11 protein-coding genes are annotated in these 11,768 nt (G+C 69.3%); 1 reads left to right on the forward strand and 10 read right to left on the reverse strand.

What is annotated here, in order from left to right; genetic code table 11:
* The first annotated feature begins 24 nt into the window (after nt 1-24).
* Nucleotides 25-1,359 carry an MFS transporter gene (locus OXR60_RS15515; protein WP_267396844.1) on the forward strand — a complete coding sequence of 445 codons (1,335 nt, stop codon included), beginning with the start codon at nt 25-27 and terminating at the stop codon, nt 1,357-1,359.
* On the opposite strand, the gene OXR60_RS15520 is transcribed toward OXR60_RS15515, so the two are convergent.
* The 10 genes from OXR60_RS15520 to OXR60_RS15565 all read right to left on the reverse strand — a co-directional run bounded on the left by OXR60_RS15520 (nt 1,356) and on the right by OXR60_RS15565 (nt 11,703).
* Nucleotides 1,356-1,784 carry a DUF6628 family protein gene (locus OXR60_RS15520; RefSeq protein WP_267396845.1) on the reverse strand — a complete coding sequence of 143 codons (429 nt, stop codon included), beginning with the start codon at nt 1,782-1,784 and terminating at the stop codon, nt 1,356-1,358. The two genes, OXR60_RS15515 and OXR60_RS15520, sit on opposite strands and share 4 nt — an antisense overlap.
* Nucleotides 1,785-1,851: 67 nt before the next feature.
* On the reverse strand, nt 1,852-3,168 hold the full coding sequence (locus OXR60_RS15525; RefSeq protein WP_267396846.1) for a bifunctional folylpolyglutamate synthase/dihydrofolate synthase: 1,317 nt from the start codon (nt 3,166-3,168) through the stop codon (nt 1,852-1,854).
* 13 nt (nt 3,169-3,181) lie between these two features.
* Nucleotides 3,182-4,039: an acetyl-CoA carboxylase, carboxyltransferase subunit beta gene (accD, locus tag OXR60_RS15530; protein ID WP_267396847.1), complete on the reverse strand. Its 858-nt coding sequence runs from the start codon at nt 4,037-4,039 to the stop codon at nt 3,182-3,184.
* Complete coding sequence (trpA, locus tag OXR60_RS15535) at nt 4,036-4,863, reverse strand: tryptophan synthase subunit alpha (RefSeq protein WP_267396848.1); 828 nt, start codon at nt 4,861-4,863, stop codon at nt 4,036-4,038. Before trpA ends, accD begins: the two co-directional genes overlap by 4 nt.
* Nucleotides 4,860-6,104: a tryptophan synthase subunit beta gene (trpB, locus tag OXR60_RS15540; protein ID WP_267396849.1), complete on the reverse strand. Its 1,245-nt coding sequence runs from the start codon at nt 6,102-6,104 to the stop codon at nt 4,860-4,862. Before trpB ends, trpA begins: the two co-directional genes overlap by 4 nt.
* 254 nt (nt 6,105-6,358) lie before the next feature.
* Entirely contained in the window at nt 6,359-6,997 is a 639-nt protein-coding gene (locus OXR60_RS15545) for a phosphoribosylanthranilate isomerase (RefSeq protein ID WP_267396850.1), read from the reverse strand.
* Between the two features lie 275 nt (nt 6,998-7,272).
* Nucleotides 7,273-7,944 (reverse strand): orotidine-5'-phosphate decarboxylase, encoded by a 672-nt coding sequence (gene pyrF, locus OXR60_RS15550; RefSeq protein ID WP_267396851.1) that lies wholly within the window; start codon nt 7,942-7,944, stop codon nt 7,273-7,275.
* Nucleotides 7,941-8,465 (reverse strand): lipopolysaccharide assembly protein LapA domain-containing protein, encoded by a 525-nt coding sequence (locus OXR60_RS15555; RefSeq protein WP_267396852.1) that lies wholly within the window; start codon nt 8,463-8,465, stop codon nt 7,941-7,943. Before OXR60_RS15555 ends, pyrF begins: the two co-directional genes overlap by 4 nt.
* Nucleotides 8,466-8,681: 216 nt before the next feature.
* A complete protein-coding gene (locus tag OXR60_RS15560; protein ID WP_267396853.1) occupies nt 8,682-10,967 on the reverse strand; it encodes a patatin-like protein in 2,286 nt (761 codons plus the stop codon).
* Nucleotides 10,968-10,992: 25 nt separating this feature from the next.
* Nucleotides 10,993-11,703, reverse strand: a complete 711-nt coding sequence (locus OXR60_RS15565) for an endonuclease/exonuclease/phosphatase family protein (RefSeq protein ID WP_267396856.1) — start codon at nt 11,701-11,703, stop codon at nt 10,993-10,995.
* Nucleotides 11,704-11,768: the final 65 nt, after the last annotated feature.

Raw genomic sequence — 11,768 nt, forward strand, 5'->3', positions numbered from 1 at the left:
CTGCGAGTGACGAGTGGAGCGGCGATGAACGAGAGCGTGCGGCAGGCGAGCTGGTGGGACGGCCTGCGGCCTTATGTCGAGCGGGGTCCGCTCGCGGTGTTCTTCATGGGGATCTCCTCGGGGCTTGCCTTCACCATGATCGGCGCGACGCTGACCACTCGGCTGAAGCAGGATGGCCTCGACAAATCGACCATCACCGCCTTCACCCTGGCGTTCCTGGTCTACAATCTGAAGCCTTTGTGGGCATGGATGGTGGATGGCGTGCGGTTGCCGCTGATCGGCCGCCTCGGCCAGCGCGTGTCGTGGCTGCTCCTCGCCGGCGTGCTGGTGATGGTGGCGATCGCCAATCTCGCGCTGGTCGATCCCGCGACCGAGCTGTCGCGCACGATCACCGCCGCGATCCTAGTCGGCTTTGCCGGCGCCACCTACGACATCGTCATCGACGCCTATCGGATCGAGACGCTCGAGCCATACCAGATGGGCGTCGGCTCGGGCATGACCCAATATGGCTGGAAGATCGGCTCGGTGCTCGCCGGCGGCCTGGCGCTGGTGATCGCCGCGCGGACGAACTGGCATGTCGCCTATCTGGCCTGCATTGCCTTCGCATTGCCGGCGATGATCGTCGCGCTGGTGCGCGGCGAGCCGGTGCGCCGCTTGGTCGTCATCGAGCGGCGCGGGATCGGCGACCTGGCGTCGTCGATCGTCGGGCCGTTCACCGAATTCTTCCGCCGCCACGGCGCGTTCGTGATCCTGGCCTTCATTCTCATCCATAAGATCGGCGATACGCTCGGCCAGCAGGCGCTGCGGCTGCTGCTCGACGACCTCGGGTTCAGCAACGACGAGATCGCGCTCTACGATGTCGGCGTCGGCTTCTGGGCGTTCTGGGTGGGGCTGTTCATCGGCGGCGCGCTCTATGCACGGCTCGGCCTCAAGCGCTCGGTGCTGATCAGCCTGGTGCTGATGATGGTCTCCAACGCGAGCTTCGCGCTGCTCGCCGGCTCGGGGCACAGCAACCTCGGGCTCGGCGCGGCGATGGCGTTTGAAAACGCCTCGAGCGGGATCGGCGGGGTGACGGTGGTCGCCTATTTCTCCGCGCTGACCGATCTCCGCTTCACCGCCGCGCAATATGCGCTGATCTCGGCGGCGGCGAGCGTGGTCGGGCGGGTGCTCACCGCCACCACCACCGGCCAGCTGGTCGATCGCTTCGGCTATGTCGCCTTCTACTGGGGGACGACGGTGGCCGCGCTGCCGGGGGTGCTGCTGTTCTGGTGGATGTGCCGCTCGGGGCTGGTCGACCGCTCGATCGGCAGCGCCGGCATCGTCGGCAAGGGCGACGCGCGCGAGGGCGAGGCCGTCTAGCCGGTGATCGGGCGGCCGTCGTCGGCGAAGGCGGCGGCGAGTACCGCGGCGCTGGCGAGCACGCCCTCGACCTGGCGGACGCCGAGCAGATCGGTCATCAGCAACCGCGCGGCGCCCGGCGCGGTTTCGACGCGGGCGAGAATGGTCAGCAGTGCCGCCTCGGCCGAGGTGGTGCGCGCGCAGCAGCAGGGTGCGATGGCAATGGTGCCGCTCGCCGCACTGGCGAGGTCGGCCATGAAGCTGCGCATCAGCACCAGCGGGCGCTTGAAGCCCTGGCCAAAGGCGGTGAACAGCGCGTGGCTGGCGCGGGCATCGGCGAGGCCGTTGGCGCCCATCCGCCGCATCGCGAACAGCGCGATCCGCGCATTGGGGCAATCGGGCAACGCGTGGGGCAGGTGGGTGGCAGTGGTGGCGACGTCGGTCATGGGGCGCGACTCCTGTTGAACCGGCAAGGTCGCGCTTCAGCTATTGATAGTCAATCGCAATAATTCGTCAGTTCGGTTGTTCGTCGTTGGCGGCGAGCGCTTCGCCGGCGAGGTAGAGCGAGCCGGCGATCAGCACGAGTTGATCGCTCCCGCCCGCCGCGGCGAGATCGAGCGCCTGGTCGAGGCTCTCGGCGGTCGTCGCCTCGGTGCCGAGGTCGCGGGCAAAGTCCGCGAGGGTCGCTGGGGGGTGATGGTCGTGACCGCGCACCGGCACCGCGATCACCCGCGAGAGGCCGGGCGCGAGCGCGCGCAGCACGCCGGAAGCATCCTTGTTGGCGAGCATGCCGGACACCAGGGTGACCGGCCGCCCGCGCGCGAGGCTGCGCAGCGCGCGGGCGACCGGCTGCGCGGCGGAGGGGTTGTGGGCGCCGTCGAGCCAAAGCTCGCAGCCCGCCGGCAGCCGGGCGTGGAGCGGACCATTGTTCAGGCGCTGCATCCGCGCCGGCCAGTGCGCCCAATCGGCGGCGGCGCGCATCGCCGCTTCGGGCACCGCGATTGCGCCCTGGTGGCGGAGCATGGCGATCGCGAGCGCGAGGTTGCGCCCCTGGTGCGGGCCGACCAGCCGCGGGCGGCGGGTCACCACCGAAAAGCCCTCGTCCTGATAGCGCATGGAGTTGCGCAGCGCCTCGCTCCGCCACGCCGCGTTGCGCGCGATCACCGGTGCCCCTGCGGCATCGGCGACCGCGGCGATCCGCGCGCGACAGGCACGCGGATAATCCATCGTCACCAGCGGCACGCCGCGCTTGGCGATTCCCGCCTTTTCGGCGGCGATCGCGACCAGCGTGTCGCCCAGGAACGCCTCGTGATCGAGCCCGAGCGCGGCGATGCCGGTCACCGCGGGCTTGGCGATGACGTTGGTCGCGTCGAGACGGCCACCAAGCCCGACCTCGACGATGGTCGCCGCCGCCGGAGTGCGCGCGAAGGCGAGGAAGGCGGCCGCGGTGGTGATCTCGAAGAAGCTCGCGCCGAGATCCTCCGCCTCGCCGAGCACCTCGGCGAGCAGCGCCGCCAGCGCCTCGTCGTCGATCAGCTGCCCGGCAAGGCGGATCCGTTCGTTGAAGCGGACGAGGTGCGGGCTCGAATAGACGTGGACGCTGTGCCCCGCCGCCTCGATCGCGGCGCGCAGGAAGGCGCAGGTCGAGCCCTTGCCGTTGGTGCCGGCGACATGGAACACCGGCGGCAGCGAGTGGTGCGGGTCGCCGAGCCGGGCGAGCAGTCGAGTGATCCGCTCGAGCCCGAGGACGTCGGCGCCCGGCGAGAGCAGGGTCAGCCGATCGAGCTGCGCCTGCACCGCCGGGCTGGACGAAGTCGCGAAATCGGGCATCGCTGCGGCCGGCTCAGGCCGCCGCGCGCGTGCCGCAGAGGTAGCCGATCACCGTCGCCAGCCGCTCGCGCAGTTCCTTGCGATGGACCACCATGTCGAGCATGCCATGCTCGAGCAGATATTCCGAGCGCTGGAAACCCTCGGGCAGCTTCTCGCGGATGGTCTGCTCGATCACCCGCTGGCCGGCAAAGCCGATCAGCGCGCCCGGCTCGGCGATCTGGACGTCGCCGAGCATCGCATAGCTGGCGGTGACGCCGCCGGTGGTGGGATCGGTCAGCACCACCACATAAGGCAGGCCGGCATCGTGGAGCATCTGGATCGCCACGGTGGAGCGCGGCATCTGCATCAGGCTGAGGATGCCCTCCTGCATGCGCGCGCCGCCGGCGGCGGTGAAGATCACATAGGGGCAGCGGTCGGCGATCGCCGCCTCGACGCCGCGGATGAAGGCCTCGCCCACCGCGAGACCCATCGATCCGCCCATGAAGCCGAAGTCCTGCACGCCCATCACCACGCGATGGCCAAGGATCGTGCCGCGCGCGTTGATCAGCGCGTCCTGTTCCTGCGACGAGGTCCGCGCCGCCTTCAGCCGATCGCTGTAGCGCTTGGAATCGCGAAACTTGAGCGGGTCCTCGGGTACCTTGGGAACGGGGATCTCGGCGCAGCTGCCCTCGTCGAGGATCTGCTTGAACCGCTCCTTGGGGCCGATCCGCTCGTGATGGTCGCACTTCGGGCAGACGTAGAGATTCTCCTCCAGCTCCCGGGTGAAGACCATCTGGCCGCAGCCCTTGCACTTGTGCCAGAGATTCTCGTCCGAGCTCTCCTTCTTGGCGACGAAGGAAAGGGCGTTGCGGACGCTGTTGAGCCAGCTCATGCGATGATGTCCATGGAGGGTACCTTCCGGGCCGACGCCAGCGCGCCGGCGAGACTTGCGATATAGGCGCTGACCGCGGCGGGCGCATCGGCGCCGTGTTGCGCGACCAGCTCGACGATCGCCGAGCCGACCACCACGCCATCGGCCACCGCGCCGATCGCGGCTGCCTGATCAGGCGTGCGCACGCCGAAACCGACCACGACCGGCAGCGCGGTGGATGCCTTGAGCCGCGTCACCGCCGCCTCGATCGAGGCCTGCGCGGCCTGCTGCAGCCCGGTGATCCCGGCGACCGAGACATAATAGAGAAAGCCGCTGGCGCCATCGAGCACCTGCGGCAGCCGCGCCGCATCGGTGGTCGGCGTGGCGAGGCGGATCGGATCGATCCCGGCGCCACGCAGCGCCGGCCCGAGCGCATCGTCTTCCTCGGGAGGAATGTCGACGCAGATCACGCCATCCACCCCGGCCTCGGCGGCGGCGCGCGCGAACCAGTCGGGGCCGCGGCGCAGCATCGGGTTGGCGTAGCCCATCAGCACCAGCGGCGTGGCGGGATGACGGGCGCGGAACGCCGCCGCGATGCCGAGGATGTCGGCGGTGGTGGTGCCGGCGAGCAGGCTGCGGATGTTGGCGGCCTGGATCGCGGGGCCATCGGCCATCGGATCGGTGAACGGCATGCCGAGCTCGATCACATCGGTGCCGCCCGCGACCAGCGCATCGAGGATCGCGCCGGTCGCGGCCGGCGCGGGATCGCCGGCGGTGACGAAGGTGACGAGCGCGGCGCGGCCGTCCGCGGCGGCGCGGGCGAAGGCGCTGGCGAGCCGGGTCATATCGCCACCCCGAGCGCGTCGGCGACGGTGAAGATGTCCTTGTCGCCACGCCCGCACAGGTTCGCGAGGATGATCTGGTCCTGCCGCATCTCGCGCGCCACCTTCGCCACCGCGGCGATCGCGTGGCTCGGTTCGAGCGCGGGGATGATGCCCTCGGTGCGGCATAGCAACTGGAAGGCGTCGAGCGCCTCCGTATCAGTGACAGCGGTATACTCGACCCGGCCGATGTCCTTCAGCCAGGCATGCTCGGGGCCGATGCCCGGGTAGTCCAGTCCCGCCGAGATCGAATGCGCCTCGGTGATCTGGCCGTCGGCATCCTGGAGCAGATAGGTCTTGTTGCCGTGGAGCACGCCCGGGAAGCCACCAGCGAGGCTCGCCGCATGCTTCTTGTCGAGCCCTTCGCCCGCCGCCTCGACGCCGAGCATCTTGACTTGCGCGTCGTCGAGGAACGGGTGGAACAGGCCGATCGCGTTGGAGCCACCGCCAATCGCAGCGACCAGCAGGTCGGGCAGGCGATCGATCCGCGACAGCATCTGCGCGCGCGCTTCCTTGCCGATCACCGACTGGAAGTCGCGCACCAGCTCCGGATAGGGATGCGGGCCGGCGGCGGTGCCAATGATGTAGAAGGTGTCGTGGACGTTCGCGACCCAATCGCGCATACCCTCGTTCATCGCATCCTTGAGCGAATGCGATCCGCTCGTCACCGGCCGGACCTCAGCGCCGAGCAGCTTCATCCGGAACACGTTGGGCGCCTGCCGCTCGATGTCCTTGGCGCCCATATAGATCACGCATGGCAGGCCGAACCGCGCGCACACCGTCGCGGTGGCGACGCCATGCTGGCCCGCGCCGGTCTCGGCGATGATGCGGGTCTTGCCCATCCGCATCGCCAGCAGGATCTGGCCGATGCAGTTATTGATCTTGTGCGCGCCGGTATGGTTGAGCTCGTCGCGCTTGAACCACACTTGCGCGCCGCGCTTCTCACCATTTGGGCCATCCGGCGCCGACGCACGCAGCGCCTCGGTCAGCCGTTCGGCGTAATAGAGCGGGCTCGGCCGGCCGACATAATGTTCGAGCAGATCGTCGAACTGCGCCTGGAAGGCGGGATCGGCCTTGGCGGCCTTATACTCGCGCTCGAGCTCGAGGATCAGCGGCATCAGCGTTTCGGCGACGTAGCGGCCGCCGTAGTCGCCGAAATGGCCACGCTCGTCGGGCTGGGCACGGAAGGTGTTGGGGGCGTTCATCCCAGCGCTTTAGCACCTGCGGACGAGAGGCCAAGTGTTGGTTGGGGGTGGCGGCGGCCATGTGGCGTAGCTGCCGGTAATGCTGCCGACCCGCCAGTCCGTCACCCCAGCGAAAGCTGGGGTCTCGCGCCACGGGGCATTGTGCCTTCGAGAGAAAACCCAGCCTTCGCTGGGGTGACGGATCAGGTTCCGCTGAGCATCAATATTTGGCGTGCTCGACCGTTCGAGCGAGCTGATGCGCTGACGAACGAGGATCAGCCTGCGGCGGCGGCCTTCAGGAACGCGCGAATCTTGTCGACGTTCTTGATGCCGGGGCTCGCCTCGACGCCCGACGACACGTCCACCAGCGCTGCGCCGGTGCGGCGGATTGCCTCCGCGATGTTGCCGGCATCGAGCCCGCCGGAGAGCGCCCAAGGCATCGGGTGGCGAAACCCATCGAGCAGCGCCCAGTCGAACCGCAGCCCCATGCCGCCGGGCAGCGCAGCGCCTTCCGGTGTCTTGGCGTCATACAGAAGCCGATCCGCGGCGCCGGCGTAGCTGGCCGCCGTGTCGAGATCGGCACGGGTGCGGATCGCCACCGCGGCCCAGGTCTCGCGGCCGAACCGCGCGCGCACTGCCGCGGCGCGTGCCGGCGTCACCTTGTGGAGCTGGACGGCATCGAGCTGCCCCGCCGCCATCGTCTGCTCGAGCAGCGCGTCATCCGGATCGACGAACACGCCGACGCGCGCAACATGGCCGGGAACCCGCGCCGCGAGTTCGGCGGCGCGGGTGACACTGAGGTTACGTGGGCTCGGCGGGAAGAACACGAAACCGACATGGCTCGCACCGGCGCCGATCGCGGCATCGAGCGTGGCGGGAGTCGAAAGGCCGCAGATCTTGGCAAGGCTTGGCATGACCGGCTCTGTCGGCCCGGCGGCGCGGCAACACAATGGCTTTCCGGTGGCAGCCAACCGATACCAAGGCTGCTGCCTCGCGGCGACGGCGATCGAAGCCGCGAGATTGGACCGTATCCGCGCTTCTTCTTCGTCATCCCGGGCTCGGCCGCGCATTTATGATACATCAGCCGAAGCATCCCGGGGGAAGCGGCGTGGACCCTGTGCAAGTCTCGGGTGATGGGGGGGGGAATTGAACAGGGCTGCTTCCGGAAAACCGCCGGTAGATGCGAAGCTTACAGGGTAGCGCCGATCGCCCGGGCGGCCGTGTCGGGATCGTCGGCCTGGGTGATCGGGCGGCCGATCACCAAGATCGAGGCACCCGCATCGAGCGCTGCACGCGGGGTGACCACCCGCTTCTGGTCGCCGATCACGCCATCGGCCGGCCGTACCCCCGGAACCACGAAGAAGCCCTTGGGCCACAGCGCCTTGGCGGCCGCGACCTCGGCGCCCGAACAGACGATGCCGTCGACGCCGGCTTCGCGCGCCAGCTCGGCGAGCCGCACGACATGGTCATGGGCGCTGCCGCCGACCCCGGTCGCAGCGAGGTCGTTCGCGTCGAGGCTGGTGAGCATCGTCACCGCCACCACCTTGGTGCCGCTCGGCGCCGCGGCCTTGGCATCCTCCAGCATCGCCCGCCCGCCCGCGGCATGGACGGTGAGGATCGCCGGCGCGAGCGGTGCCAGCGCTTGCACCGCCTTGGCGACGGTGTTGGGGATATCGTGGAGCTTGAGGTCGAGGAAGATCGGCAGGCCGAGCGTCGCCATCTCGTGGACGCCGTGCTGGCCGTGCGCGCAGAAGAATTCGAGCCCGAGCTTGATCCCGCCGACATGGTGGCGGGTGCGGGTAGCGATCGCCTTGGCGCGATCGAGGTCTGGCGTATCGATCGCGACGTAGATCGGGCTCATACCAGCCGGCCTTGCGCCAGCGGCTCGTCCGGTGCGGTGGCGGCAGACGGCGTTGCCGACGGCGCGGCTTCCGGTTCTGCGGGCACCGCCGGTACGGGCGCACCATCGACGGGCGGCGTCTCGGCGGGCGCGACGGCGACCGGCACCACGGTGGCGGGCACCACGCTGACGGGCACGGTCTCGGCGGGGACCTCACCGGCCGCGGCGATCGGCAACGGCGTCGCGACTGGCAGCGTCGGCTCGACCAGCGCCGGCGACGGGGTGACTGCGGCAATGCGGAGGTCGGCAAGCGTTCGCTCGCAGGTGGTCAGCCGCTGCCGTAGCCGCCAGCGGCGCGCGCCCATGTACAAATAGGTCGGCAGGAAACCGATCAGGAAGGTGACGAGCAGCAGCAGCGGCAGGTTCACCGCCGCAATTAGCCCGCTCCACAGATGGATCTCGATGCTGTTCCAATTGCTGTAGGTGAACAGCGCCGCCACGAAGGCGAGCAGGCACCAGAACAGGATTTTCAGGAACTGCAATGAACGTCTCCTAGCGGCGGCCAAGGCTAGAGCCCCCGTCACCCCAGCGCAAGCAGGGTGGATGGAGGCGGGATAACGCTTGATAGGTGATGGTGGCGCGTCGGTCGGCCACTCGCCCGCCACCCCAGCAAAGGCTGGGGTCTCAAGCGGCTCCATGCTCGCGCGCCTTACCGAGCTCCAGCTTTCGCTGGGATGACGGATCGCCGGCGCAAGCCTTTATCCGATCTCCTCCCGTAGCGACGTGAACAGCGCCCCGATCGCCGTCAGCCGCGGTTCCTCCTCGTCGAGGATCGCGAGGAACGCCTGGCGCTTGAGCGCGGCAACCTGGCCAGGCTTCATCCGCACGGTGGCGGGCAGGGTGGAGACGCAGATGTCGATCATGCGTTCGGCGCCATGCAGGCGGCCCCACAAATAATCGTTCTCGCGATAGGCGCGGCTGAAGAAGGCGCCGAAGTTGTTGAACTGGATACCCTTGAGCGTCGCCTCGGCGCCGCCACCGCGGATTGAGGTCGCATCGTCGGGCGAGATCCGATCGACCTTGATCGGGTCGAACTCGTCGAGGCCTTCGCCCTGCAGCAGCGGCAGGGTGGAGGTGTCGAAATACGGGAAGCCGAGATAGCTCAGCAGCAGCGTCCGCCGCGCCGACTTGTCGAGCGCCGCGAATCCCTCAGCGAGCCGGCGGTCGGTGTCGGCATCGAGGCTGGTGAGGTCGAGGCTGGCGGACAGCGCGTCGAGCAGCGGCGCGGCATCGTCGCGCAAATCACGGACGACATCGCGCAAGGCGGGATGCTGGTCGGCGCGCAGCGCGTTGAGATAGGTCGCGAGCGAGCCGTAGATCGCCTCGCGCATCGGCTCGGCGGTGCGCTCTTCGGCCTCGATCTGGGCTAACCGGCGCGCCATCAGCCGCAGCCGGCGGATGCGGAAGCCGATGTCGAAGGTGCGCAGGAAGGCGATCGTCGCCGCGCTTTCCTTGCCCGAGAAGGACGGCCCGATGTCGCCGAAGCCGTGCGAGGCGATCGCCGCGTCGATCGCGGTGCGCAGCCGCTGCCAGCGCTGTTGCCCGGACTCGCCACCGGCTTCGTAGAGCAAGGCGGTGATCGTCTCGATCACGCCGGTCAGCTTGAGGTGGCCGTAGGCGGCATAGGCAAAGCCCGCGGCGGCCGCGGCCGCATCCTGCGCGCGCCGGCGCCAGGCGATCAGCCGCGCTGCGGTCGGCCGGCCGAGGAACAGCGTATGGCCGAACAACGCCTCGATGGCCGCCTCCACCTCGGGCCGCAGCGCGGTGACGATCCCGCGCATCCGGTCGATGCGGGCCGAGCGCTCGGCGATCGCGTCGAGATTGTCGCGGATCGGCTGACTGCGCGGCAGGTCGCTCAGTGCGCCGATGATGGTCTGGAAGAAGCCGGGGTCGGCCTCGCCCTTGCCGAGCCTGAGCTTGAGGCCGGGGGAGGGGTCGATATAGACAAAGCGGCGATCGATCTCGCGGCGCGCCGGGCGTTGCTTGAGCGCGTCGATCGCCGGCCGGAACGGCGCGTTGGCGAGCACCGAGCCGTCGATCAGCACCGTCTTGTCGGCCTGGTTGGCGGCGAACTGGCGCGGCAGCACCCGCTGGAGGAAGGCGGCGCGGCCCGCCCAGTCGAGCCCGCGTGCCGCGAGCACCGTGTCGAGTTCCTTGACGGTGAATGGCGGGAAGGCGCCGGGAAAGCTTGAGGTCGCGCGCGCGGCGAAGGCGAGATCGGGTATCGCCGCGAGCGGATGGCCGGCGATGCCATGGTCGGTGAAGCCGATCACCAGCCGATGCTCGGTCTCCAGCACCTCGGGCGGCGAGTTCAGCGCCAGGCGCTCGGGGTGGCCGGTGAAATCGGTGACGGTGACGAACAGGTCGAGCGGCTGCCCGTCGGGGAGCAGCCGCGGCCCCGCCTTGCTTGCCGCCATCGCATCGAACGCATCGAGCAGCAGCCCGGTAAAGGTCTCGCCGCCGAACGGAGGCTCGAACCAGCGAGAGCGAACGAAGTGCGAGAGCTTGCCGCGCACCTCGTCCCGCGTCGCCTCCTCCAGTTCCTCCACCCGCTCCGCGCTGCGCCCGGCCGCCATCCAGGCGATCGGCAGCGCCCACATCTTGGCGAAGCGCGACGACGGGGCCGCCTCGCTCGCGACCAGCGCCTCGACGTCGGCCGAATCGAGCCACAGGTCGGTCAGCGGATCGAGGCTCTGCCCGCTGGTGATCGCCTGCCCCAGGAAGATGCCGTTGATGCCGCCGGCGGACGCACCGGCGATGATGTCGGCGAGCACCCGCAGCCGGATTCCCGCGCTCGTCTCGATCGCTTCGAGCAACGCGGCATAGGGGCTGTCCGTCGTTCCCGCGTCACCGGCGTCATCGGCGTGGCGGGCGCGGCTGGCGCCGACCAGCCGCCAGATCTCCTTGGTGATGCCGTGCATGTAGACGGCAAGGCTCACCCCGCCGTAGCAGACCAGCGCCAGCCGCAGTTCCTTGTCGCGCACGCTCAACGCTCGAGCCGAGGCGCGATCATGCCAGCGCCAGCGTTGCCCAGATCGGCAGGTGATCGGAATTCTTGCGCGCCGCGGCGCTGGCGTGGACCCCGCAATCGGTCACCGTCAGGTCGCGCGAGACCATGATCCGGTCGAGCCGGCCGACCGGGCGGCGGGCGTGGAAGCTGGGCCCGGTGGCGGCAACGGTGAAGTCGCGCGCGAAATCGCGCAGGCAGCCCGCCGCCGCGGTCCATTCGTTGAGGTCGCCCATCAGCACCGTAGGATGGCGCTGGCTGCAGCTGTCGACATGGCTCATCACCGCGGCGGCCTGCCGGCGACGCCATAGGCCCGATAGGTCAAGGTGCATGCCGACCACGCGCACAACGCCTGCATGGCTGCGCACGTCCGCAAGCACTGCGCCGCGCGGCTCGAGCGAGGGGAGGTGGATCGGCTCGCGATCAACCACCTGGCTTGCCTTGCGGACTAGGATGACGTTGCCGTGCCACCCCATCGACAGCGCGCGCATGCCGAACTCGACCGCCTTATAGTCGCTATGCTCCTCGAGCAGATGGGCGGGAATCACTCCCTCCCGGCTGCCGAAACGGCGATCGGCCTCCTGCAGCGCGATGACGTCGGCGTCGATCTCTCGCAGCACCTCGATCACGCGCTCGGGACTGCGGCGGCGATCGAGACCGATACCCTTGTGGATGTTGTAGCTGGCGACCTTGAGCAGGGATCGTGACATCATTGCGAGGTCGTAACGCAGCCACAGTGTCACGGTTGCATGGCGCGATCCGGACCAGCGGCACAAAG

It is taken from the genome of Sphingomonas sp. GC_Shp_5, from assembly GCF_026540855.1.
Lineage (GTDB): Bacteria > Pseudomonadota > Alphaproteobacteria > Sphingomonadales > Sphingomonadaceae > Sphingomonas.

Excerpts from the sequence above, each read along its gene's own strand:
- trpB (WP_267396849.1), bottom strand. The coding sequence starts at position 6,104 with ATGAACGCCCCCAACACCTTCCGTGCCCAGCCCGACGAGCGTGGCCAT.
- OXR60_RS15520 (WP_267396845.1), bottom strand. The coding sequence starts at position 1,784 with ATGACCGACGTCGCCACCACTGCCACCCACCTGCCCCACGCGTTGCCC.
- OXR60_RS15565 (WP_267396856.1), bottom strand. The coding sequence starts at position 11,703 with ATGATGTCACGATCCCTGCTCAAGGTCGCCAGCTACAACATCCACAAG.
- accD (WP_267396847.1), bottom strand. The coding sequence starts at position 4,039 with ATGAGCTGGCTCAACAGCGTCCGCAACGCCCTTTCCTTCGTCGCCAAG.
- OXR60_RS15545 (WP_267396850.1), bottom strand. The coding sequence starts at position 6,997 with ATGCCAAGCCTTGCCAAGATCTGCGGCCTTTCGACTCCCGCCACGCTC.
- trpA (WP_267396848.1), bottom strand. The coding sequence starts at position 4,863 with ATGACCCGGCTCGCCAGCGCCTTCGCCCGCGCCGCCGCGGACGGCCGC.
- pyrF (WP_267396851.1), bottom strand. The coding sequence starts at position 7,944 with ATGAGCCCGATCTACGTCGCGATCGATACGCCAGACCTCGATCGCGCC.
- OXR60_RS15525 (WP_267396846.1), bottom strand. The coding sequence starts at position 3,168 with ATGCCCGATTTCGCGACTTCGTCCAGCCCGGCGGTGCAGGCGCAGCTC.
- OXR60_RS15515 (WP_267396844.1), top strand. The coding sequence starts at position 25 with ATGAACGAGAGCGTGCGGCAGGCGAGCTGGTGGGACGGCCTGCGGCCT.